Source organism: Brevibacillus sp. FSL K6-6036, assembly GCF_037964015.1.
Lineage (GTDB): Bacteria > Bacillota > Bacilli > Brevibacillales > Brevibacillaceae > Brevibacillus > Brevibacillus borstelensis.
In genome coordinates, this window is sequence record NZ_CP150173.1 from 4,398,844 (window position 1) to 4,422,574 (window position 23,731).

Consider the following 23,731-nt stretch of genomic DNA (forward strand, 5'->3'; position numbering starts at 1 on the left):
TTCATACAATTGCGGCCTTTTTGTTCCAGGCATAAAAAGGACCGGAGAAGTTTCCGGTCCCGATTTGCAGGAATAGGAGGCTCCTTGTCAGCCCCTTCCTTCGCTGTCTTATTCAACGGCTACGTAAATCCGAACGACTGCATTCTGCGGATCAAAGTCACGGGCATCGTACAATTCAAAGTCTCCGGTAAAGGTACGGCGCTCCTGTGAAGTCGCAGACCATTCCCAGATGCGCTTCCACGCTTCGGTCACGACGGCGCCGACCGGCCCTCTCTCCGAGGTAAAGACGGCATACTTCGCGGCCGGTACCGAAATGACCTCCATCCCCTCTTCTGCCTCGCCAGCTTCCGACTCATGGCCGATCAGCACGGTATATTCGCCAGCCGCTCCATTTTCGTAATTCGCATAAAGCGTGTAGGTGAGATGAGGGTTTTTGACTGCTTTCGCCCGTCCGCTTACATCCGTGGTGAAAAACCGTTCCCACAGGCCCGGAATTTTTCCTTCTCCCCGTGCTTCCCGCTCATTCGTCGTCCTGGCAGCAATCCCCTTTATGTACAAAGCATCCTGAAAAACATAGGTCGGTTCCATCCCAATTGCTCCCTTCATTGTCTCTGTCTTTACAAACACATTTTACGGGTAGAAAGTTGACAACTGGGTGTCATGTTTGATCAGCCAAATCCCGTTTTTCCCGAGGCGCTTGCACCTGTATATCCCTATGCTTCTTTTTTCTGTTTCCCCTGGTAGCACATGCACGTCACAATATGGTCGTTTACCATTCCGACGGCCTGCATGAACGCATAGCAGATCGTGGTTCCCACAAACTTGAATCCCCGCCGCTTCAAATCCTTGCTCAGCCTGTCGCTTACCTCTGTGGAGGCGGGCACCTCGCTCATCTCTTTGAAATGGTTTTGGACCGGTTTCCCGTCCACAAATGACCAGATGTACGCACTGAATGAACCGAATTCCTCGACAACCCGAAAATACGCCTTGGCGTTTGCAATAACAGCGTTGATCTTCAGCTTGTTTCTGACGATGCCTTCGTTTTGCAGAAGCTCGTCTATTTTCCGCTCGTCATACTTGATGATTTTTTCGGGCTCAAAGTTGTCGAAAGCCTGCCGGTAGTTCTCTCTCTTTTTGAGGATTGTGTACCAGCTCAGCCCTGCTTGCGCGCCTTCCAGATTCAAATATTCAAAGAGCAGACGGTCGTCGTAGACCGGAACGCCCCACTCCTTGTCATGGTATTCGAGGTAAAGCGGATCTTGTGTCACCCACCCGCATCGGTTCATCTGCCTGTCCTCCTGTTTTCACCATTGCAAACAAACGTTCGCAATCCGTTTCTTCTATCATATACCGGAGCCGCTTGTTTATCAATCTCTTCGTTTCGCTCCATCGATTACCTTAGGTAACACCCGTTGTTCAAATCAAAGGTAGCGCCAGTATAATTCCTCCCCTTTTCAGACAGCAGAAATACAACCGTGTTTGCCACATCGACAGGCAGCACCGGGGACTTGATCAGCTCGTGCTCTCTGTATTCGTTCTTTCTCCACACAGGCACCTTGTCCATCATCGAGGTATCTACCAGTGTGGGTGCTACGCAATTCACCCGGATATACGGCGCAAAATTCATCGCACAGCTTTTGGTCAGACCGACTGCGGCCGCCTTTGACAGACCGTATACGGCATCAGAGCTTCCTTCCAATCCCGAAACAGATGACAGGTTCACAATGACTCCGGCTCTTTTTTGATCAAGCAGCATTCTCCCGAACAGCCTCGAAAAGTAGATGAATCCCTTTATGTTTACGTTGATCACCTGGTCGATTTCATCTGCGTCATAATCGAGGATGCTTTTTCCCAGATAAATGCCGGCGTTGTTGACCAGCCCGTTGATTGCGGGATGCCGTTCGCTGGCCCAGGCGAAAAAGCTTGCAACCTCCTCGTATCTCGTGACGTCCAAAGTGTATACGTCCAGCGCGTCCGAGTTGATAGATTGCTTGATTTCCGCAAGCTTCTCGCGATTTCGGTCGCAGGCGATTACGTGGGCATTCTCTTGAATGCATTGTCTGGCAATTTCAAGCCCGATGCCTGAAGCAGCGCCCGTAACGATAATGGCTTTCTCTTTCAGCAATGTCGGCTTCCTCCCTTTGCGGAATCAGGAATCTGAATATCCATGCATATCATCCTTGTGCATATGAACATGCTGACGAATTGCCAAGCTTCAACAAGTTCGTTACCATACGATGGAATTCTCTTTAAAATTTACATGTTTCATACTGTCTGTATTCTAATATAATTCAAAGAATAGTTTACTATCATGAAAACTGATTCTTTTTCATCTTTATCTTCATTGAAAATGATGATGTTTCATGAAATAAACGAATGGAGATTACTTGCTTATGTCCACCGACTCGAAGATCCTGAAAGCCTTGTTTTTCATTCAACTGCTTTCGTCCTTTCTGGTCGTCGCCGGTCATTTTACCGCTTCCGTGCTGGACTTTACCGATCCCTTCTGGGTGCTTGCCTTAAACCAGATCAGCCGCTATGGCACAGTGCTTTTGGCCATCGTGAGCGGATACATGACCGCCTATACGCTTGAAAAGAAAAAGCCGGGCTTTTGGCAGTTCTTTTCGGGAAAGCTCCCCTACATCTACGTGCCGTTCCTGGTGTGCGGCGTCTTGTATCATTACTTGCTCAATGACGTGTGGCCTCGCACTTCCACAGATTTTTTCAACATCTTTCTGGGAAAAACGGGCGGCCACCTGTATTTTGTGTTTATGATTTGCCAGTACTACCTGTTCGCCTACCTGTTCCGCAATGTGATTACCAAGAAAAACATCCTTTTTCTCATTTGGGTATTCATGGCGGTTCAATATGTGTACATTAATTACCTCCACCAGGGGTGGCTTGGCTTGACGACTCGCCATCTTCTCCCGACGTGGATCTTCACGTTTTATATCGGCCATCTGGTGTACTGGTATCGGGAAACCATCTTTGCTTACCTGCAAAGGAAACAGTCCTACCTGATTTTGTTTACAAGCGTCTCCGTCATCAGTGCTGTCTTTTTCATCCTATCCAGCAAAATGTATGTGGCGGTTCATCTGTCCTTTGTGATTGCGACACTGATTACCTTTTTGGTCATGGTCGTCTTCTTCCTGGAGCTGGTCGACAAGGTACAGCTCAAGTTTCGCAAAGGTCTTACCTATTTTATCTACCTGTTTCACTCGGCCTTCCTCATTCTCTACAAGGAATGGCTGAAGGATCTTTTCGGAAATGACGTCTCGTGGCTGTTCAGCAACACGTGGTATTCGCTGATGTATTTGCTCGTCGTCTACGCGAGCACGGGGCTTGCTTCCATCCTGCTGGTGCAAATTACGAAAGGCATTGAGAGCCTCATCAAGACGAGGTGGCGGGTCATTCGGGAGAGATATGAATAAGACGACAGCCGAAAAAGGCATCCAAGCTGATTGGGTGCCTTTTTATATATTTTGGTGTCCCTGCTTTTTTGCTTTCACTTTCTTGCTCTCAGAAGCAGTCTTCGCTATCCGGGTGCATGGCGGGCTGAGGATGAAATTGGTAGATGCTCAGGTTGATTGATTTCCCGCCGATCACCTCGACCCCTTCCCCTTGCAGCAGAAGCATTTGCATGGTCCGGGATTCCTCTTCCTGCAAGCTGATCTTCCCTTCCGCGTTTATGACGCGATGCCACGGAAGGCGATGCTTATTGCTCATGGAATGGAGGATTCTGACGACCTGCCTTGCCCCCCTCGGACTTCCGGCTAACGTGGCAATTTGCCCATAGGTCATCACTTTCCCCGGAGGAATACTGCGGATGATTGCCACCGCTCTTTCTGTGAATGGCCGCATGCTTTTTTCTCCTTTTCTACTGCCGGGGAAGCCACTGGCAGGTTTGTCCAGTTTCCCCTCTGTTTTTGACAGAAAATTTATGCTACGCTACTCGGTAAGCAATCCTACCCATACTAACGGGATTGCCATCCTGGTTTTTGAAAGGAGCTGAATGGTTATGAGCACATATTTGAACACTCGTTACGATACAAATCATCACCACTTGTCATTCTGCAGGGGGATGCATACCCATTGACTCCCCCCATTTCAGGAGGAGGTACTGCATGCAGCGGAAAACGGCATTGCTTGTCATTGACGTACAAGTAGGAATTGTCGAAGGACCCGAAATCGGTCCGGTTTTTCAAAAGGAAGACGTTTTGCAGACCATAACGAAACTGATTTCCACGGCGAGAAGCCAGTCCATACCTGTTGTTTATGTTCAAGATTTGGATGTAGCCGCCCAAGACTCGGCCGAATTTCAAATACATCCCGAGATTGCGCCGCTTTCCGACGAACTGGTCATCCGAAAAAAAGCAACAGACGCGTTTCAGCTCACGGAATTGCACAAAGAACTTCAAGCGCGGGAAATCAACCATCTGGCAGTCGTCGGTTGCAAGACGGAATACTGCGTAGATACGACGTGCAGAAGGGCGACCACCCTCGGATATGATGTGACACTGGTGGCAGACGCCCACTCGACGACTGGCAACGATGTTCTTTCGGCAGAGCGAATCATCGCTCACCACAACGCGCTGCTGCATGGTCTGGACAATGTCAGCGGTTTTGTCATGGTGCGCCATTCAGGCGAAAACGTTTTTGAACCGACCCACGATCAGTATAGATAAAAGCGAATGAAACAGCAAACCCCTCCCGACAATGCTGGGACTCGCCCGCTTGTCTGGAGGGGTGTTTTTCTATCGTGGGATCTCTATATGAATGTTGCGTCCGTACTCTGAACGTGTGGCAAACTGAATGTACCCGGCCCTCCGAAAGGCATTGGCCATCGGTTCGTTATGCACGTCGGTATCCGCCCGAATAGGAGTGACCCCCGCTTTCAGCAGGATGTCCGTTCCCCGCCCAAGAAGCTGATGGATGTATCCGCGTCCTCTTTGCTCCGGCATCACGCCGATGTAGCCGATCGTAGCAAAGGCAGGGCTTTTCGCGGGCATCACCAATCCGATGCATTCATCGTCCTGGTTATAGGCAAGCTGCCACCAATGCGGATCATACACTAGCTGCTGCAGGTCCTGAAACAATTCCAGCGCTTGTCCCCTTGCTCCCAGGCGCTCACTGTCATGCAAAATGCGACGGTCCAGCGTTCCTTCAGATACGCGCATGACAGCTTCGATAAAGACCTCGTTGCCCACTTCGGCGAGCGAGCGAAAGGAGAGACCTGCAGGCACGGGAATGTCTGCAATACCCGGCTTCCACTCAAAGCGACAGGTCTCCCGCTCCAGGCGAAACCCCATCTCTCTGAGCAGCTCCCTGCGCTCTGTCGGAAACGTCTGCCACTGGGGGGCCAAAGGAGGAGTATCCAGCACATGCCCCACTTCCTTGACTCCCATGCCGCGCAGGGCTTCCAGCGCTGTTTGCAGCAGTTCTTTGCCGAGAGAAAGGGAATCCTCACTATCCCATGGAATATCGAGCAATACCAAGTCAAGCGGTTTGTCCAGCTTGGGCAGTGTCCAAAATGCTACACGTCCCCGCAGCCGGTTCGCTTCCTCTATGACAAAGCACCATTCCGGGCGCATCGAACCGACTGCGATCATCTTTTCTACGTAACGCTTTACCTCCTGCACGCGGGCCGGATCGCTATTGCCTACTCCTGCGAAATCGTCAATCTCTTCCGGTCTGATCGGGCGCACTGTGGCCACTGTCATTCGCTTCCCTCATTCCTTTTTATAAAAACGGGTTTTGAAACCGAATTTATGTAACCACCAAAATAACCATTAATAGTTACAAGCTGATTGTATCACAACCCATCCCAGCCCGGCAACCACATTTTCCCAGCGCCTTTTTGTTCATTTCGCGATCCGACGCGATCCAACAGAATGCTGCCCCTTCTTAACCGAACAGTAAACTGGTTTTGCTTCTCACTTCGCCTCAAGAAACCACACTTTGCTAATCACCTGATCGTTGACCTCATAAATGGCCAAGGCTTCAAATGCTCCACGATTGTCTCTTCCCGTAATTTCCTCGCGGTCGATGACGTAATTGGAATAGCAAATGCGATCTTTGATAACGCAATGGTTGTTCGGATTTTCCTGGAACATTTTCGCGTAACGTTCTGTCAGCGCTTTTTTTCCACTGACCAACACATTTCCGCTCGGATGCTCCATGATCAGAACATCCTCGGCATACGTGGACACAAATCCCGCCAAGTCCTGGCTGTTGTAGCAGAGCAGCTGCTGCTGCACGATTTCCTCCGGCGTTTTGTTCTTGTGCACAAAAAAGCCCCCCTGCAATGTCTTTCTTATCGCGGCCTGCGGTCATGCAGCCAGTCCTTGCCTTCCACCTTGCCTACGGAAGCCATCAAGACGGAGAGATGCTCCTGGCCGTCAATTCCCAAATATTCATTCATTTCTTTGTCGAACCAGTGGCCGATCGTGGACACGCCCAATCCCAGGCCATTTGCCGCGATATGCAGATTCTGGGCAACGTGGCCGGCATCCCACCAAATGTACCGGTACGCCCGTTCCCTGTATTTATGCCGTGTACGGTTGACCACTGCCGTCCACACGAAATTGACAGCCGCCCGGCGCGTCATTTCCTGATTCTCCGTCAAGGCATAAGCCGTTTCAGACACGTCCTCCAGCTTTAACCCTTCCAGGCACCACTCTTCCACATCCAGGTGATACAATCCTTTTTCCAAGCCCTCGACGTTGTTTACGAGCAAATAGGTCTCGATCGGATACAGCGCTCCCGCGGAAGGGGTCGCGCGGATTTGGTAATCGCCCATGTCGGCGGTGATGCCTTGGGTTCCCCAGAGCAAAATGTTCAATTCATTGAGTGTCATCGGTTCACACAGGAAATTCCGTCTGGAACGCCGATTCTGCATCAGCTCCCAAAGATCCGGGGACGGGGGCAGCTCTCTTGGTCCCAAAGGTATGCGGACTACCGCATCGTCATACCGCATGTAAGTAGGCGGTCTTTTGTCAAAGTCATATTTGGCGGCCCAGCCTTCCTCCAGATCGCCGACTGCGTATGAGGTCGCCTGTAAAAATTCGTTGCATATTCTTTGCCATTCCGGATGCATGGTGTTCTCCTCCTCTTGTGCTTGCGACTGTATCTCGCTAAAATCGAGTATACGAACAGCACAACCATTAGTAAAACGGTGTTTATTAATACAATTCATTAGATTTTACTAATAATTCAAGGAGAATCCCTATGACACTGGCCCAATTGCAAGTGTTTATCGCCGTGGCCGAAGCGAAAAATTTCACGAAAGCCGCTGAATCTCTCGGTTTTACACAATCGGCTGTCTCTCAGATGATTCAAAGCCTGGAAAAGGAACTGGGCGTTCCTCTGTTTCACCGCAGCCGAAAAGGGGTCGCCACGACCAACATCGGGGAGAGAATGCTGCAGCATGCAAGGGAAATGCTGCGGATCAGCTCGCGCATGCAGCAAGAGGCAAAAGCGGCGCAAGGGATCGAGACGGGTACGCTGCGGATCGGTTCCATCCACAGCGTGTCCAATAAAATTTTGCCCGGCTTGATCGGCTCATTCCGCAAGCTGTTCCCCCAAGTGGACATCGTCTTGTTTGAGGGTGAGTATGAAGAGGTAAACAGTTGGATATCCAGCTCTGTCGTCGATGTCGGCTTTACCACCGTGCCGGGAAAGGATATGGAGTCATACACGCTTGCAACCGACAGAATGGTCGTGGTTGTCCCCGATGACCATCCGCTGCGGAGCGAGCCGTTTCTCACTTTCTCCCACATTCGGGACAAGTGCTTTATTATGCCGAAGGACGAATGCATCAAAAAGCTGCTTCACACCAACGGGCTTGCTTCCACCGTTGCTTTTGAAGTCCGGGACGTGACGACGATTCTGGCCATGGTGCAGGAATGGGTCGGGGTCACGATTGTTCCGGAGCTCTACTTGCCGGAAATGCTGCCCAAGGTAGTGCCCGTCCCTTTGTCTCCCACGATTACGAGGGAGCTGGTCATCAGTACCCGCAGCTTTGATTCGGTCTCGCCGATAGCGGCAGAGTTCATTGTGCACAGCCAGCACTACATCAAGCAGCGAGCCGTCGCGATTTAAAAAAAGATCTTGCTCCTGAAAACAGGCAGCAAGATCTTTTTGGTACATACTTAAATTGTGCTTCCGTCGAATTCGATGTCGTGGTCGTCTCCATCACCGGAGAATTCATACTGGAGATCATCTTCGACACTATCAATGATTTCGCCGTCAATATTCGCATCTTCAAATTCGTCCCAGATGTCGTTGCAAATTTCTTTTACGAGTTTTTTCAACTGGCTCTTAGTCAAATCATTAAATTCATCTTCATAATCATCGAAGTCAATCGCGATCTCTACGGAGATGTCATCCTCATCGCCGCTCAGCGAGATGTCCCATTCAAGGTCTTCGTAATCGCCGTAATCGTCATTCAAATCGGTTTCCAGATCATCGATGCGATCATCGACATCGTCGTCCTTGCTGCTCTTTCTGTCTTTGAGGTCGTCGATTTCATCTTCCAGATCGGCAATTTTTGCTTCCAGATCTTTGATTTTCGCGTCTTTCGTTGCGACTTCCGCTTGCAGAGCGGTTACGCGCGTATCCGGGCGGTCTTTGACATCAATTGTGTAAGTCGTTCCATTCCAAACGACATCCTTGTTAAAGACGTTGGCCATCATCCGCACCGGGATATAGGTGCTTCCATTGACGATGAACGGCTCGATGGTCGTTGGAACATTTACACCGTTATACATAACTTTGATATTATTGTAGCTAGCCTGCACATTCTTTTTTCCGACAGCCGCATCCGTGGTGACCGGCAAGAAAGTCGCACCCGCGAGTACTACAGACGACAAGATCGGTACCCATTTTTTCTTCCACATACTACATCTCTCCCATCGTATTTTTCTGTGATGCAAAGCATTTATTTCCAATATTCAGTTGACTGGTGGCTTCACCAAAGCTTAATCGCTTTCCCTGCTACTACTGATGCTCCCGCCGGTATGTACTTTCGCGGTGCTTCCCGCATACAGTGCCCTCATCGTTCGTGGCCAAAGCATCATCTTTTACTGTACCTGTGAACGGTGAAAAAACGGTGAAATTCTGCTCCCTCTTCCAACTTTTTTTCATTCATTTTTCACGAAAATACGGTAACATGATCGCATAATGGGTTATGTGAAAAAGGGGTGGAAAGCCGTGCACATACTGGTAGCAGAAGATGATCTGATGCTGGGTCAACTGATTGCCCATCTCTTGAAGAAAAAAGGCGGATATCAGGTAGAGTGGCTGACAACAGGTGACGATGTCTGCGAGTACGCTTTGAAATCGCATTACGATGTCCTGATCCTCGACTGGATGCTGCCGGGAGAGGAAGGCGTGAGCATCTGCAGCCGATTGCGGAAAGAAGGCTATTCGGGGGCTATCATCATGCTGACCGCCAAGGATGCGCTTGAGGACAAGATTAACGGATTGGATGCCGGAGCCGATGATTATTTGATCAAGCCTTTCGAAATTGATGAGCTGCTCGCCAGAATTCGGGCTGTCAGCCGGAGAAACTTCGCTCCGATCCAGGAACAACTGGTCGAGCTGCAGAATATTCGCGTGAACCTGACACAGCGCACCGTTTTTGACGGAGAAACAGAGGTTTACCTTACTCCGCGGGAGTTTCAATTGCTGGACTTGCTCATCCGCAATAAAGGCCAGGTATTGTCCAGAGAATTGATCTACGACCGGATTTGGGGGTACGAGGCCGACGTCTCTCTGAAGACGATCGATGCCACGGTCAAGCTGCTTCGGAAAAAGCTAAACTGGAATAGCGAAAAGGACTACATACAAAGTATTCGCGGGGTGGGATACAAGCTTGATATCTGACTGGTTTTCACGCACTCGTCTTCCTTGGAGAAAGGACGTATTTGTCCATACCCAGACCAAGCTGGCCTTTCAGTACAGCATCGTCATCATGATTTTTCTCTCTCTTTTCATTACGATTGTCTATTTTTTGGTCCACTTCGCGATCTTTTTTGAACAGGAAAGACAACTGTACACCATCACCGAGCAACAGGCCCAGATCATCAAGGAATCGCTGCCGGATGAAAACCTCGACCAGCAGGATCTCGATGACCTGAGCACCATTCGCGAAAGCGGCAGGCAATTTTTTTACTATTACATAAAGCCGGATGGGAAGCTCTTGTTTGGAGATGCATGGAACCGCCGCTTGCAGCCGGAACTACTGAAGCTGGTACAAGACTGGACACCCGGCATCCGGGAAGTCCGCTACGAGACCATGACGATCCCCACTCCTCCCAGCAACAAGCGGGGGACCAATGCTTCTCCGAACAAAGTAAAGGTAAAGAACAAAGAGGCGGATCGCGAAATAAACCTGATGATTACCGGCCAGCGCATCTATCATGGCAATGAATTGGCCGGAACGCTTTATACGGGGCGCGAAATATCGTACACCTACGAGCTGATCAAAAGGCTCCTGACGATTTTGATCGTATTGGGCATCCTGTTTCTCGGGGTTGCCGTCCTGCTCAGCTACTTTATGTCCAAACGCGCCATGATCCCGATCCGGCAATCGTTTCAACGGCAAAAGGAGTTTGTCGCTGACGCCTCTCATGAACTGCGGACACCGCTCAGCATTCTGAACTCCTCGCTGGACGTGTTTGAAATGGAAGACGGCGAGCACCTCTCCGACTTTTCAAAGACCGTCCTGGTCAACATGAAGGATGAAGTAAAGCGGATGGCCAAAATGGTCAGTGATCTGTTGACCCTCGCACGTTCGGAAACGGATCGCCCGGCTCTTACGGTTGAGCGGTTTGATCTGGTCCCGACAATCGAGCAGCTGGTGAGCTCCACAGGGCCACTGGCGCAATCCAAAAACATCAGCCTGCATCACCACATGCCCTCTATTCTGATCGTGTACGGCGATCATGAACGAATCAAGCAGCTTCTCTACATCCTCGTGGACAACGCGATCAAATACACGCCGCCAGGGGGAGAGGTGCACCTCACTGTATCTGTTGAAGCACGGGAGAAGCAAACCATGATTCTCATCAAGGTACGGGACACCGGCGTCGGCATCGCGCCAGAGGATGCGGAGCGCATTTTTGACCGCTTTTACCGGGTTGAAAAAAACCGTTCCCGGAAGATGGGAGGAACAGGTCTGGGACTTGCTATCGCCAAGTGGATTGTGGAAATCCACCAAGGCAGCATTCATGTCTCCAGCGTTCCGGGCCAGGGAAGCACGTTCACCGTGGCGCTTCCGATTTCTACAAGCAAGAGCGCAGCGATTTAGTCCGCTGCGCTCTTTCCGTTGTATTTTCGAAAGCATCCACTGGCCTCCCGTTATTTCGCTAACAAAACTGAGTCAGATCAACAACTCTGGTGCACAGCCGGTTGATCAGGCTTTTCTCGTGGCTTACCACGAGCACGCCCATTTCTTGCTTGCGGGCATAGTCCAGCACGGCGTGCCAGATTTGCGCCTGGGTGATCCCGTCGAGCATCGCTGTCATTTCATCAGCGATCAAAAAACGGGTTTGCGGCCGGAGCGCCCGCGCTACACAAAAGCGCTGAAGCTCCCCGCCGGACAGCTCGTTTGGCCAGCGGCTGAGCCACTCCTCTTGAATGCCGAGAGCCGCCAGCAGCTGTTCATCCGGCCCCCCGCCCTCCGCAAGCGTTTTGCGCATCCTCCAACGGGGATTGACCGCTTTCTCCGGGTGCTGGAATACAAGCTGGACAGGATGGTACCCGGTTGCGGGGAGCGCTTTGCCATCCAGTGCAACGCTGCCCTCATGCGGGCGCTCATACCCGGCCAGGATGCGCCCCAGCGTTGTTTTTCCGCACCCGCTCGGACCGATCAGACCAACGACTTCACCCGAACGTATTGCAACGCTGACTCCCCGGAGGACCCACTGATTTTTGCTGTATCGAAACCCGATCTCACTTGCTTCAAGAAGCATGGATACACCTCACCATCCCCTCGCGAACCGCTCGCATCTCCGGCCGTCCTGCCGTACATTCGGGCGTAGCCATCGGACAACGAGGCTGAAACAGGCAGCCCTCGGGAAGCGCATTGGGATGCGGCTGAAAGCCCGGAATGGGCGCAAAGTCGTTTTTCGGAAGCGACCTCCACAGCGCTTTTGTATACGGATGGCGGAGCGCTTCGCCACCTCCGGAAAAGTCCTGTACAGGTGCGACCTCGACCGTCGTGCCTGCGTAAAAGACGGCGATCCGGTCTGCGATTTCAAGCGCCGTTTCGATATCGTGAGTGATGAGCAGCACGCCGCGCCCCTGATCAGCCAGCTCCCGAAAGCAGCCGAGTGTTTCCCGGACAGCGGCATCATCGAGACCCGGCGTAGGCTCATCCGCGATCACAAGCCGGGCACTGCTGACCAGCGCAGTGGCTACCAGCACACGCCGTGCCATGCCGCCGGACAATTGAAACGGGAGCAGCCGCTCCACTTCCGGCGCCAGGTTGTACCGGGCAAATGCCTCGCGCTGGATTTTGCGGGCAGCTGCACGGTCTGGAGAGCTCCCCCTCGCAATCTTTGCAGCGTTCCGCACCTGTTTGCCCACCTGCATCAGCGGGTCCAAATAGTTGACGGATTGCGGGATGAGCGCGATCTCCCGTCCTCTGATCGCTTCCTGGTACTCGGCTGTAAGCTTTTGGCCCGCAAATCGGATCGATCCCGAAATAGCAGCATTGCCCGGCAGTATCCCGAGTATGGCATGGGCAAGCAAGCTTTTTCCTGATCCGCTGGAGCCTACCACGGCTACAATTTCACCAGGGCAGACGGATACGCTCAAATCCGCAATCACCTTCAGGCTGCTCTGCCGAAGGCCGCTCGTATACTGTGCAAATGAAATGGAGAGCTCCTCCACCTCAAGGATCGGTTTGCTCTTCGTCTGTGTTGGCACGTACATCCTCCTCTCTTATCCCGCAAACCGGTCGGGCAACTGTTACTGATGGGCACGATGCGGGTCGGTCAGCAGCCGGAGATTGTCGCCCAGCGTATCGAAGGCCCGCACGATGATGAGCAGGGAGATTCCCGGAAAAAACGCCAGCCACCACATTCCCGAAGTCAAGTAGCGCATCGATTCCGAAAGAATGATGCCGATTGCCGGCTGGTGGGGCGACAGTCCAAAGCCGAGGAAGCTGATCGACGCCTCATGCAAAATGGCGTGGGGAAACAGCAGCACGAAGCCGACAAGCAGCTGCGGAAACAGATGCGGCAGAATATGGCGGCTGGCCACCCACCAGCGTGATTTGCCCAAACGGCGGGAGATTTGCACATACTCGGCGGACCGGAGCTGCATGACCTCAGCCCGTATGATCCGAGCCAGGCTTGGCCAATGGGTCAGCGCGATTCCAGCCACTACCCCTTTCAATCCGCCGCCCAGTGTAAACGAGATCAAGATAAGGGCGACCAGATGCGGAACGCCAAGGAACAAGTCGATCAGCCAGCTAATGGCGGCATCGACAGCCTTGCCCATCGTGGCCGCCAGCATGCCCAGCACAAGCGCAATGGCGGCACTGGCTGCAGCGGCGATGACACCCACGCCGATACTTACGGTCAACCCCTTCAGCGTCCTCGTCAGCATATCCCGGCCGAGGTGGTCTGTACCAAATGGATGCTCAAGCGACGGCGATGCGTTTCTTATGTCCAAATTGGTGGAGAGCCGCTCCTCGCCCAGCGTCAATCCGCCGACAACTACACCGATCAACAAGATGGCGGCACAAAAGGTAGTGATCAGGGTTATTTGCCTGCGGTTCACGCCGATTCCCCCTTTCTGATCCTCGGATCAACCACGCGGTAGATAATATCGGCCGCAAGATTGCCGACGAAAACGAGGAGGGCGCTGAAAATGACGATGCCCAATAGCAGCGGTACATCGCTGCGCAATCCGGCCTGAACCGTGGCCTGTCCAAGGCCGGGGTAAGAAAAGACCTGCTCGGCCAGTACCGTCCCACCAATCAGCTCACTGATGGAAGCAAATTGAATCGAAATGGCGGGCAAGGCGACGTTGCGCAAGCCATGCCGCCAAAAGAGCTGCAGTCCCTTTTCTCCCCTGGCCCGGGCAAACAAAATGTAATCGCTGGCCAAAACGTCCACGAGCTTCTGCCTCGTATGCAGAGCAACATTGGCTACGCCGAGAATGCTCAAAGTCAACGCTGGCAGGATGAGATGATAGATGCGGTTTGCCAGTGTTACATCATCGGCAAGCTTTCCCGCCGGCACTCCCAAGCCGACCGGAAACCAGCCGAGCCAGACGGCAAATACCATGACGAGCAGCAGCCCCAGCCAAAATGCCGGTGTCGAAGCCAGCGTAAAGCAGTACCATTTGATCAGCCGGTCCGCCCAGGTGCCCTGCTTCATTCCGGCGACAGCCCCGAGCGCAAACCCCAGCACACCGGACAGCAGCCAGGCCGTACTCATCAAGGCCAGCGAAGCCATAAACCGTTCTCCGATGACCTCCGCTACCGGACGGCGGAAAATCATTGAGGTCCCCAAATCTCCGTGCAATACAGCCGAGCCCCAATGCAAAAACCTCTCCAGGGGCGGCTTGTTCAGCCCCCAGTACTCGGCGATCATTTCTCTCTGCTCGCTGCTTACCCTCGTCATATCGGCTCCGACATACGCCTGCACCGGGTCCAGCGGGGAGTAGCTCACCAGCCAGAATGAGAGTATACACAGGGCAATCAGCAGTGCAGCCATTCGCAGCAGTTTTTTCAGAATAAAAGGTACCAGGCCCATTTGCTGTCACCCAAACTCCTCTTCTCTTTGTCTTTACTTCTTCCAGGACCATTCGACGATATTGTCGGTAATCGGCCACCCATGACCGTGCGGCTGAATTTTTGGCTGCCCGATATCAAGCCCGTCCCGTACCAGATACAGGTGCTGACGGTTGACCAGCCAGGCCCAGGGAGCGTCACCCTTGGCACTGAACCCGGTTTTTCCGTCCCACTGCGCCTTTTTCCAGTAGCCGAGCGCTTCTTCCTCCGTCGTCGCTTTCAGCGCCTTTTCCATGTATTCATCAACAGCCGGGTTCGCATAAAAACCTGTATTGTACCAGCCAATGCCTGCTGTTTTGCTGCTGTACAAATTGTACATCTCCAGCGGATCATAGCTGCCCCAGCCGAACAGCACCGCATTGGAATGCATCATGCGCGCGATGTCATCCCAGCTGCCGCCTACTACTTTGATATTGATTCCGAGCGGCCTGATCATATCGGCTGCCGCGATGGCGAGCGATTGGCGCGATTGATCGTCAGCCTGATAGACGAGCGTGAACTCCGCCTTCAGAGACCCTTTCTCCAGAATGCCGTCGCCATCGGCATCCTTCCAGCCGGCCTCGGCAAGAATTTTCCCTGCTTGGTCGAAATCTGCATCCTCAATCACGGTATCCGGGTTCCACCACGGCATGCCGTCAGCTACCGAGTATGCAGGCGTACCGAAACCATCAAAAATGCCTTCCACCAGCTTTTTGCGGTCGATGGCGATATTGATCGCTTTCCGGATAGCGATATCTGCGGTCACGTCATTGCCGACCGGAGCTCCGTCCTTGGTCGCTCCGCCTGCCTTTACGACCGGGAACAGAATCCCGCGGTTATCCACGCTGTTTACCGTGACCAGATGCATGCCCGGCACTTGCTGCTTGGCGGCATTCGGCAGCACGAAAGCCATGTCCACCTCCCCCGCTTTGGCAGCGGCATACGCGGCATCTTCCTTCAGGAAAAGGAAGGTCAATTTTTTAAAAGCGGACTTCGGTCCGTAATATTCCGGGTTGGCCTCGACGATCAGCTGCTGGCCCGCATCCCATTGGACGAGTTTATAAGGCCCCGAGCCAATCGGCTTTTTGGCATAGTCCTCGCCATGGGCGTGTTTGGGAACAATCCCGGTGGCGACGAGTATATTGACAAACGTTGATTGCGGATGGACGAGCGTAAACTTGACCGTAAACGGGTCGACAGCCTCCACGCTTTTCAGCACGGTGAGATCAATAACCGATCGGCTCTTGGAAGCTGTGTCATAGGTGTACGCCACATCGTCCGCCGTCAGCGGCTGGCCGTCAGAGAATTTTACATCGCTCCGCAGCTTTACCGTCCAGACCAAACCGTCGTCGCTTACCTCATAGCCTGTTGCCAGGTCGTTTGCGATTTTCAAATCCTTGTCGCGTTTCAGCAGCGTGCTTTGGAACAGCGGCGAGCCGTAACGTCCCCAGCCTGTGGTCGGGTCAAAGCCGTCCTCCGGCTCATAGCCGATCGCCAGGATCAGCTCATCTTTTTTCTTTTCTGCCTCAGCACCCGTCCCTTGATTTTTGTCGGGTGCGCAGCCCGCCGCAAGCAGAAGAACCATCGCCATTATCGCCGCGATTGGCTTTGCGTACCATTTTCCAAGCATTCTTTTCTCTCTCTCCCATTCAGCAAGTAAATTTGTATGGAATCATCAGAATTTGGCCTATTTTTTCATCATACCTTATTCCCGGCAAGTTTTTTACCCTCCTCGAACAAAAAAGCAGCGTTCCGATTCAGAAACTTTTTACAATACTCTGGAGAAACGAAAGTCCCGACGAATCGTCTTTATCGCAGTAGGAGTGATGATATGGGCAAGATCATAGAGGGATTGGTGATCACGACCATTTTGTATTTTGTGACTCTCTGGAGCGCATTTGCTCTCTATTATTGGATTTATCAAATCCCTTTTGATCACGATTGGGATTTGTCCGGAAACTTTATCGGCATATTCATGATTACGATTCCGTATATCACGTACGGTCTGCTCATGCGCTTCATCCAGGACAACCCCGTCAGACAAGCGTTCACAGTCAGCCTGGTCACGGTCGTTTGTGAATTTTGCAGGTGGGCTCATCAGCGTGGCCCTGTGTGTCATCGCCGCCGGGATTCGACGAAGATAGCCACTGCCCGTCCTCCTAAAAAGCCTGGCTGCACTTGGCCCCGGTTCCTTCTTGTAAATCCAAGTCGGGAGGAAAAGTTGGTGCATGTAATTTGAACATTCTGACTAAAATTATTTCATTTCCACTTTCATGAAATATATGGTAGAATCACTTTTGCGTTTCCTTTCATTACCAAAAAATCGTTAAAGGTGGAAAAAACTCAAAATGAAAAAGGTTCTCTCAACAGCCGCACTACTCGCTATGTTGACTGTTTCTGCTTGTTCAAACCAGTCGACAGACACGAAGCCAGTACCACAAAACGAAGCAACAAACGCGACTCAGCAAGCTTCCGGCACGAATGGCAGCGACTCCTCGGCCGCAAAAACTGAGGCGCCTGCGGAAAACGCAAGCAATCAGACAAGCGACAAGCTTGAGCTGAAAAAAGTATTGTCTGACAAAGTCGAAATTCTGATTCCGAAAGGCTTTGACATCATGTCGGAAGAAATGGCAAAAGTGAAGTATCCTTCAGAAAATCGGCCAACATTGATCTACACCGATGCGGAAGGCTCCATCAACGTCGCTTTCAATCATACTGCCACACCGATCCAAGACGGCCAGATCAAGGAACTGAAGGATCAAATGAAGCAAATGTTTGAAGGGCTCTACCCGGATGCGACATGGTATAAGGACGAAGTAACCCAGATCAACGGCAAAAATGTCGGCTATTTTGAACTGTTAACGCCTGCTGCAGATACGAAGGTGTACAATCTCATTTTCTTTACGGAACTGGACGGAAAATTGTTAATGACCACCTTTAACTGTACCGAGCAACAAATGGATGAGTGGAAACCGCTTGCCCAACAAATTTTGCAGTCCTACAAAGTCAACTAAGGCTCTGTTCTCCGACTTGCAGACAGGCAGCCTCTTTCAAGCGGCACGCCTGTAATATTGAACACAATCGCATGATCGAAAATTGCCCTCCCCTCTCCAGAGCGGAGGGCTTTTCCTTATTGAAAGCCCCCTTGTCCATGCAGCAAAAAAGAAAGCCCCGCTAAAAGCAAGGCCTTCTCATAAACCTGAAACAGCTAACCGGTCATTTCCCGTATGAGACGTCGGAAGGAAGTGTTGGCTCCTTTCCTGATTTCGCCTCCGGAAACCTAGCGGATCACGGCTTTCCCGCTGATGGCATCAATATAAATGTATTTATCGGCGTACTTTTTGTCGCTCATCGGTACATAGATCAGCTTCGGCTTGGCGAGCTTTTCATCTTCCACGCCCTTGATTGTATAGGCCAATTGCAGCGGCATGTACGCCAGGTATTCCCGGACAGCCTGCTCCACGGGAACCGCTTTGCTCTTGTCGGGAAGAGCGACTGCTTCCGCCGACGCCGTTCTGTTCAAGAACCCGTTCGCTTTGCCCGTGGAAGGGTCCACCGTTACGATGTAGGCCTCATCGGGATATTGCTGAAGTACGGGTACTCCGTCATGGCTCTTGATAAATTCAAACTGCCAGTCTCCGGATGTGACCGGCGAGGGCTCTCCCGGTTTGATAATCTGGCTCACCTGTACCTCTGTGACTCCCGGATCGACGTATTTTTCCAGGATGCGGATCGCTTCCTTGAGCGCAGCCTGCTCCGATACGGAGATATTCGTATCCTTGCGGGGAATCGTGACATCCACGACCCGCCCTGTTGCGGCGTCCACGACGACCTCCAGCCTTTTTTCGTCTTTTGTCTCCCAGTGGAAGACTTTCTCTTTTCCTTCGCCCTCGCGCTTCTCTTGCTCCCGCTCGCTATACGGCAGGCCTTTCAGATCGGCTCCCCATTCCTCTGTCAGCAGGGCTGCCGCCTCTTCCTTCGTTTTGATGGCGGCCGCCTGCTTCTGCGCTGCAAGCGTGATCGGTTCGTGCGTGCCCAGGCGGTCGTACTCCATTCCGTTGTTTCCGGTTCCGAACTGGATTTTCCCTGTTTCCGCGTCGATATACCAATGAAGCGACCCGGACTGACCCATTTGAAAAAAGGCGACCGCCGGGGTGTAATCGAGCAGCGGCCCGAGGTCTTGCTGTTTTTGGTCAGAGGAGGAGCGCTCAAACAGCCGCTCGATGTAGCGCAGCTTCATGTTTGCGGCTACTTCTTTTTCCGCCGCCTCTCTGGAAACCGCTGTTGACGGATCAGGCAATGCGGCAAGGTCGTACGCTGACGCGTTCTTGGCAAAATCCGTGACGCGTCCCGTCTTGTCGACGACAACGTACAGATCGTCCCCGAGCACAGGCAATCCGTTGTGATAGCGTTGATATCCCGGGATGTCGGAGGAATCCTTTTCCCGGTAGTTTTTCAAGTCTTCACCCAGGACGCTTTGCAGGAACTGGCTTGCCTTTTCGCTTGCCAATGCCTTCGGAGCATGCACCCATCCCTCGTCCCGGGGGGCATCGACGCGGTAGCGGGAAATTGTATCGCCTTTCCCCTGTGTGATGACCATTACTGTGTTCCCCTGTTCATCTGCATTCGCAAGCGTCAGCGAGGAGCCGTCCTTCCGTTTGTCTTTGTTTACCAAAACGGCCCCGGTGTTGAACTCTGGCAGCGCCTTTGCCAGTTTGTCGAGGGTTGCCTGCTCCTCGCTGTTCAACTGTCCGAACGCGACGATCCGGCCTGCGCCATCCACCCAGAGCGTGATGTCGCCAAACGGCACCGCCTTGCCGTCTTTCATTTGTTTGTAAGTGACATACATGCCGTTTACGTCCAGCTCCAAAAAACCGTTCTGCGGGCGGTATATCTCGCCTGCCGCCGTCTGTTCGTACTGCTTGCGCTGCTCGCCAAGGAGCGCGTCCAGAAACGCATTCGCTTTCTCCGCGGCCGCTTGCTCCGTGAGAGCCTGCTTGCCGGCATCGCTTGTGAACCATTTGAACATTTCCAATTGCTCTGTGCCTGTGTTGACGGCCACTTGGGCGTACTCATTGTCGCTCTTTCTCAACTCGGCCATGACCACGCCCGGCCCGACTTCCTTCACAGTCAACTGATAGCCGCCCAGCTCGGGAATCGCTTTTTGCAGCGGCTGCAATGCCTTTTGAACGAGCGCCTTCGCTTTTTGCCCCGACAGCTCGGCTGCCGCTTGCTGCAAATCACTTGGAAATAGAGACGTCACCGGCTTCCATACCGCAAACGCCAAAGCAATGCTGGCGGCTACCGCACCTGCCGCGTACAGACTGCGATACCCTTTCGCCCGTCTTTTGCTTAGCTGATCATTGATCCGCTTTTCCAATTCGGGAGTGAATTGTATATCCTGTGCCGACTTGCGGCTGACATTTCGGACCGCCTCGCGAAATTCCTTGTCTACGTCCATTCCAGCCCCTCCTCTTCCAACAGCGCCCTGAACTGCTTCCGTGCCCGGGACAGTTTGGTCCGGACCACTTCTTCTGTTACATTCAGCACCTGCGCGATCTCCTTGATCCGCAAATCCTCGTAATAATGGAGCACGATGACCTGCCTGTATTGAGGGGACATTGCCATGACCCTCTCCGCCACCTGCTCCTTGGTCCATTTTCCGATCACCGCATCCTCTACATGCTCGTCGTCTTCGCAGTCCGGCACGTCAGCTTTTTTAAAGGTAGAGAAGATGTGCTTGAAAGACCAGGAGCGGAGGTACTTGTTCGATTCGTTGATGGCGATGCGATACAGCCAGGTTTTCATATTGCTTTCCGCGCGAAAGGTCCGCAAGCCGCGAAACGCCTTGAGAAATACCTCCTGCGTAATATCTTCGGCCATGCTTCGGTCTTTGACGATGAGGTATACGAGCTGGATGATCTTCTCTCCGTACTCTCTCATCAACTGTTCCAAGACAGCCTCATTTGTCATGCGCAGCGACTGATCCGCCTGGTTAGTTTCGGGATACACGTCAGTTTGTCTCCTTCATTTCATCTCGTCCCTTGCTCTGCGCTAGTTCGCCAGGCCGTTTTCCGGCGTCACGAGGAAGCTCCAGAAGGTTCCTTTTTTGTTGATCTGGGCGATAACGGTGGGTTTGCCCTTTTTCGTAAAGGTGTACGTATCATGCTGGACAGCCATGTCGTACCCGGCCAAATCGATCTGAAAGTGCTTTTTCACCGCCGGGCTGGCTGCGTCGATTGCTTTTTCTATCGTGTAGAAAGGCTTCGCAAACACTTTCGGGATGTCTCTTTCAAAGACAAAATTGTCTCCGGAGATTTGCTCAAGCATTTTGACGGATAGCGGTTTTCCCGTTTTGGCTCCGATGCCCACTACGTATTTTCCGTCTTTATCCGAAAGTCCCCACAAATTGTCGATGTGCTCCTGCGGGTTTTTGTAAAGCGTCGCGGAAGGCGCCAAGGGAACCTGCTTCCCCCCGGACAGTCCTTTCAGCGTTTGCTGAGCAGCTTGAACGACTGCTGCGGGAACCTGTGCCGCTTCATATTCCGCGTTGGCGTGTAGAACTTTGCCTGTGCCGGGCTCAAGCGCCACATTGACGCCTTCTCCGTTAAACGACCAGATGTTTTGCTTTTCCCACTTGATCCGCTCGACCTCACGAATGTTGAACGAACGCTTGGCGTCCATTTCTTTCAGCGTGTTCATGACAGTCGCTTTCAAAGCGGCATTTACTTCGTCGAGCTTGAAGCGTATCCGCATCGAAACAATGTCGCCATTGCTCTTGGCGATGAGGACTTCTCCCCTGTCGTCTTTGGCAGAGAGAACCCAGCAATCTTTATTTTGGCCGCTGACTCTCTCCAGCACAATGGGTTTGCCTTCTGCTAGTTGCTGCATGGCTTGGGCTGCCGCGTCGACAACCTTTTTGTCCAGCTCCGCGATGGTGATCATTTTCGGGGCCGCAGCTGGCACTGGGGCGTTATTGGCTGCGTGCACGGTCGAAGAGATTCCTGGGAACGGCGATGCTGCGGCAGATACCAACAGCGCCAGCATGCTTATGGACAAGAGTGTTTGTTTTTTCATCACGAAAATCATCCTTTCAGCTTTCGAATCACTCATTTGATCCAGCAGCGGCAATTTCGTGACACCTACAAGCAAATATTCCTCCAGAAATTTTGGATGAGTTGGATCCGTCAGGAAATCACCTCCCAACAAATCAGGGAGCTTCCCCTCTCGTTTCAGGGAGCTCCCTTACAGATAAATCCATTGATTTCCCCTACAATTGCAAGTGAACCTATCTGGAACACACCCCGCCAGGCTGAAAGGTTCAACTACTCAAGTCACAAGATGGAGATGACCGTTATGATCGTGAACTGGCTTCGAAACAATGCATACGCCTCCGTTCTGCTGTTGCTCGCGCGCCTATACATCGGATGGCAATGGCTGACCGCAGGCTGGGGCAAGCTGACCAGCGCTGAAGGCTTTCAAACCGCCAAATTTCTGCAGAACGCCGTTGCCAACCCCGTTACCAGCCATAATGAAGTGATTTATCCGAACTTCACCGCATTTCTGGAGAGCTTCGCCCTGCCTAACGCCCAACTGTTCAACTTTCTGATCCCGCTGGGCGAGTTTCTCGTCGGGCTTGGCTTGATCCTCGGCTGCTTGACCACGGCTGCCGGATTCTTTGGGGTCGTGATGAACTTCGCTTTCCTCTTGGCCGGCACCGTCTCTACCAACCCGTGGATGATCTTGTTTGGCATCTTCCTGCTGGTCGGCGGCCGCAATGCTGGCATGATCGGTCTTGACCGCTATCTGTTTCCGTTTTACGACCGCTTGTTTCATAAGAATCCGCCCAAACCGATCCTTCTTACAAACCGGAAGATCATTTAACCGGAGCTCTTGTGTTGGATGCGTGAAAAGGCCCTGACCCTCCATGCGGCAGATTGCTGGAGGGCCAGGGCCTTTTCAAGGAAGTTATTTCTGTTTCTCATAAATGGCAACAGCTATGGAGGTCAATCCAATTACAACGGCCAAAGGCAGAGCCCTTGCACTATGTACTTCACCTATATAATCATGAAACTGATACACTACAAGCAAGGATAAGCATGAAACAACCAGAATGCATAACAAAAGCCATCTAATAAGTTGATTGATCATACGAATCTCCTATTTTCTATCGACAGAGTAGTGGTAGATCGCCGGAACTCCTACAGTGCTAGAGTATTCTTTTGTCCAAAGCTTCCCGTCCCAATTTGATCTGTGTTCCTGAACAATCCGCACCGCATGAGTGTGTCTACCATTTTTGTAATAAAAATCTCGGCTACTGTAACCAGCGTCTGGCCCCGACAGTTTTACTCTTACTGTTACTTTTTTCGTTCCGGATGAACTCAACTCAAAAGCGTCATTAACAGAAGATTTGGCTGCACTTGGAATATTTGTACCATATGAAGCTGTAAAAGTTGAAGAAACCTCTTTAGATTCTTCATATTCCATACCTCGTGCAACACTAATGATAAAATAAGGATTTGAAAGGTAAGACCAGCTTTGGGTTATTCCCTGATCGTACACATACCATACATCGTATTCTCTATAGTCCTGTGGTTTAGATTTGCCTGAATTTTGTACAGGTTCATAGTATCCTAGTAAAACCTCATGCTTCCCGTCATATCTTTTCGTTACAGGCTCATTGTATTCTATAAAGTTGTACCCTTTCAAGCTTTTCCCTGTTAAAAATTCAATATCCTTAATTGGAACTGAAGAATTTTTTGCCTCAACCGTCTTAGGAGAAGCAACTCCTGTAAACAGTATTGCCCCGATTAAAAATAACGAAGACAAAGAAGAAATTAATTTTTTCATCACTTAACCTCCACTTTTTATTTTCCAATTTCAATTCCTATTCCTTTGATGAACGAGTCACTCTATCTATAGCAAATACACCCTACAGAGTCA

General features: G+C 51.8%; 25 protein-coding genes. 8 read left to right on the plus strand and 17 right to left on the minus strand.

Annotated features, from left to right (window positions below):
* Positions 1-108: 108 nt before the first annotated feature.
* From NST37_RS21660 to NST37_RS21670, 3 genes are all read right to left on the minus strand, one after another.
* Complete coding sequence (locus NST37_RS21660) at positions 109-588, minus strand: GyrI-like domain-containing protein (RefSeq protein WP_003390067.1); 480 nt, start codon at positions 586-588, stop codon at positions 109-111.
* Positions 589-713: 125 nt separating this feature from the next.
* Positions 714-1,286 carry a DNA-3-methyladenine glycosylase I gene (locus NST37_RS21665; protein WP_003390068.1) on the minus strand — a complete coding sequence of 191 codons (573 nt, stop codon included), beginning with the start codon at positions 1,284-1,286 and terminating at the stop codon, positions 714-716.
* A gap of 107 nt (positions 1,287-1,393) precedes the next feature.
* Positions 1,394-2,125: an SDR family oxidoreductase gene (locus NST37_RS21670; RefSeq protein WP_339185805.1), complete on the minus strand. Its 732-nt coding sequence runs from the start codon at positions 2,123-2,125 to the stop codon at positions 1,394-1,396.
* A 268-nt stretch (positions 2,126-2,393) separates the two neighbouring features.
* Here NST37_RS21670 and NST37_RS21675 point away from each other — a divergent pair, with 268 nt between their 5' ends.
* The gene (locus tag NST37_RS21675) at positions 2,394-3,431 is read left to right on the plus strand and encodes an acyltransferase family protein (protein ID WP_339185807.1); all 1,038 of its coding nucleotides are present in this window, start codon (positions 2,394-2,396) and stop codon (positions 3,429-3,431) included.
* Between the two features lie 88 nt (positions 3,432-3,519).
* Here NST37_RS21675 and NST37_RS21680 read toward each other — a convergent pair whose 3' ends face one another.
* Positions 3,520-3,861, minus strand: a complete 342-nt coding sequence (locus NST37_RS21680) for an MGMT family protein (RefSeq protein WP_031931701.1) — start codon at positions 3,859-3,861, stop codon at positions 3,520-3,522.
* Between the two features lie 263 nt (positions 3,862-4,124).
* On the opposite strand from NST37_RS21680, the gene NST37_RS21685 reads away from it, so the two are divergent.
* Entirely contained in the window at positions 4,125-4,685 is a 561-nt protein-coding gene (locus NST37_RS21685; RefSeq protein WP_031931702.1) for a cysteine hydrolase family protein, read from the plus strand.
* 69 nt (positions 4,686-4,754) lie between these two features.
* Here the strand turns inward: NST37_RS21685 and NST37_RS21690 are convergent, their stop codons facing one another.
* From NST37_RS21690 to NST37_RS21700, 3 genes are all read right to left on the minus strand, one after another.
* A complete protein-coding gene (locus NST37_RS21690; protein WP_338463196.1) occupies positions 4,755-5,720 on the minus strand; it encodes a GNAT family N-acetyltransferase in 966 nt (321 codons plus the stop codon).
* A gap of 213 nt (positions 5,721-5,933) precedes the next feature.
* On the minus strand, positions 5,934-6,287 hold the full coding sequence (locus NST37_RS21695) for a nuclear transport factor 2 family protein (RefSeq protein WP_003390076.1): 354 nt from the start codon (positions 6,285-6,287) through the stop codon (positions 5,934-5,936).
* A 26-nt stretch (positions 6,288-6,313) separates the two neighbouring features.
* Entirely contained in the window at positions 6,314-7,096 is a 783-nt protein-coding gene (locus tag NST37_RS21700) for a SagB/ThcOx family dehydrogenase (RefSeq protein ID WP_003390077.1), read from the minus strand.
* A 131-nt stretch (positions 7,097-7,227) separates the two neighbouring features.
* Here NST37_RS21700 and NST37_RS21705 point away from each other — a divergent pair, with 131 nt between their 5' ends.
* Positions 7,228-8,100 (plus strand): LysR family transcriptional regulator, encoded by an 873-nt coding sequence (locus NST37_RS21705; RefSeq protein ID WP_003390078.1) that lies wholly within the window; start codon positions 7,228-7,230, stop codon positions 8,098-8,100.
* A 50-nt stretch (positions 8,101-8,150) separates the two neighbouring features.
* On the opposite strand, the gene NST37_RS21710 is transcribed toward NST37_RS21705, so the two are convergent.
* Positions 8,151-8,897: a stalk domain-containing protein gene (locus NST37_RS21710; RefSeq protein WP_003390080.1), complete on the minus strand. Its 747-nt coding sequence runs from the start codon at positions 8,895-8,897 to the stop codon at positions 8,151-8,153.
* Positions 8,898-9,210: 313 nt separating this feature from the next.
* Here NST37_RS21710 and NST37_RS21715 point away from each other — a divergent pair, with 313 nt between their 5' ends.
* Together NST37_RS21715 and NST37_RS21720 are read left to right on the plus strand one after the other, a co-directional pair.
* The gene (locus tag NST37_RS21715; RefSeq protein ID WP_003390081.1) at positions 9,211-9,885 is read left to right on the plus strand and encodes a response regulator transcription factor; all 675 of its coding nucleotides are present in this window, start codon (positions 9,211-9,213) and stop codon (positions 9,883-9,885) included.
* A complete protein-coding gene (locus tag NST37_RS21720; protein ID WP_003390083.1) occupies positions 9,875-11,311 on the plus strand; it encodes an ATP-binding protein in 1,437 nt (478 codons plus the stop codon). The genes NST37_RS21715 and NST37_RS21720 overlap by 11 nt, the downstream gene beginning before the upstream one ends.
* A gap of 58 nt (positions 11,312-11,369) precedes the next feature.
* Here NST37_RS21720 and NST37_RS21725 read toward each other — a convergent pair whose 3' ends face one another.
* Genes NST37_RS21725 through NST37_RS21745 form a run of 5 tightly spaced genes read right to left on the minus strand, consistent with a single transcriptional unit; the run spans position 11,370 to position 16,418 of the window.
* Positions 11,370-11,975 (minus strand): ATP-binding cassette domain-containing protein, encoded by a 606-nt coding sequence (locus NST37_RS21725; RefSeq protein ID WP_003390084.1) that lies wholly within the window; start codon positions 11,973-11,975, stop codon positions 11,370-11,372.
* The gene (locus NST37_RS21730; RefSeq protein WP_003390085.1) at positions 11,965-12,933 is read right to left on the minus strand and encodes an ABC transporter ATP-binding protein; all 969 of its coding nucleotides are present in this window, start codon (positions 12,931-12,933) and stop codon (positions 11,965-11,967) included. The genes NST37_RS21725 and NST37_RS21730 overlap by 11 nt, the downstream gene beginning before the upstream one ends.
* A gap of 42 nt (positions 12,934-12,975) precedes the next feature.
* Entirely contained in the window at positions 12,976-13,791 is an 816-nt protein-coding gene (locus NST37_RS21735) for an ABC transporter permease (protein WP_003390086.1), read from the minus strand.
* Entirely contained in the window at positions 13,788-14,771 is a 984-nt protein-coding gene (locus NST37_RS21740) for an ABC transporter permease (protein WP_024985224.1), read from the minus strand. The genes NST37_RS21735 and NST37_RS21740 overlap by 4 nt, the downstream gene beginning before the upstream one ends.
* Before the next feature lie 33 nt (positions 14,772-14,804).
* Positions 14,805-16,418, minus strand: coding sequence for an ABC transporter substrate-binding protein (locus NST37_RS21745; protein ID WP_339185809.1), 1,614 nt, complete (start codon positions 16,416-16,418; stop codon positions 14,805-14,807).
* A 201-nt stretch (positions 16,419-16,619) separates the two neighbouring features.
* Between NST37_RS21745 and NST37_RS21750 the strand changes: the two genes are divergently transcribed.
* Together NST37_RS21750 and NST37_RS21755 are read left to right on the plus strand one after the other, a co-directional pair.
* On the plus strand, positions 16,620-17,027 hold the full coding sequence (locus NST37_RS21750; protein ID WP_003390089.1) for a hypothetical protein: 408 nt from the start codon (positions 16,620-16,622) through the stop codon (positions 17,025-17,027).
* Positions 17,028-17,136: 109 nt separating this feature from the next.
* Positions 17,137-17,802, plus strand: coding sequence for a hypothetical protein (locus NST37_RS21755; RefSeq protein WP_003390090.1), 666 nt, complete (start codon positions 17,137-17,139; stop codon positions 17,800-17,802).
* A gap of 266 nt (positions 17,803-18,068) precedes the next feature.
* Here the strand turns inward: NST37_RS21755 and NST37_RS21760 are convergent, their stop codons facing one another.
* Genes NST37_RS21760 through NST37_RS21770 form a run of 3 tightly spaced genes read right to left on the minus strand, consistent with a single transcriptional unit; the run spans position 18,069 to position 21,865 of the window.
* Complete coding sequence (locus NST37_RS21760; RefSeq protein WP_339185811.1) at positions 18,069-20,249, minus strand: YcdB/YcdC domain-containing protein; 2,181 nt, start codon at positions 20,247-20,249, stop codon at positions 18,069-18,071.
* Entirely contained in the window at positions 20,240-20,800 is a 561-nt protein-coding gene (locus NST37_RS21765) for a sigma-70 family RNA polymerase sigma factor (RefSeq protein WP_039070164.1), read from the minus strand. Before NST37_RS21765 ends, NST37_RS21760 begins: the two co-directional genes overlap by 10 nt.
* Positions 20,801-20,842: 42 nt before the next feature.
* Complete coding sequence (locus NST37_RS21770) at positions 20,843-21,865, minus strand: hypothetical protein (RefSeq protein ID WP_035990100.1); 1,023 nt, start codon at positions 21,863-21,865, stop codon at positions 20,843-20,845.
* Positions 21,866-22,144: 279 nt separating this feature from the next.
* Here NST37_RS21770 and NST37_RS21775 point away from each other — a divergent pair, with 279 nt between their 5' ends.
* Positions 22,145-22,672: a DoxX family protein gene (locus NST37_RS21775; protein WP_003390095.1), complete on the plus strand. Its 528-nt coding sequence runs from the start codon at positions 22,145-22,147 to the stop codon at positions 22,670-22,672.
* 276 nt (positions 22,673-22,948) lie between these two features.
* On the opposite strand, the gene NST37_RS21780 is transcribed toward NST37_RS21775, so the two are convergent.
* Positions 22,949-23,638, minus strand: a complete 690-nt coding sequence (locus tag NST37_RS21780) for a hypothetical protein (RefSeq protein ID WP_031931711.1) — start codon at positions 23,636-23,638, stop codon at positions 22,949-22,951.
* Positions 23,639-23,731 lie beyond the last annotated feature (93 nt).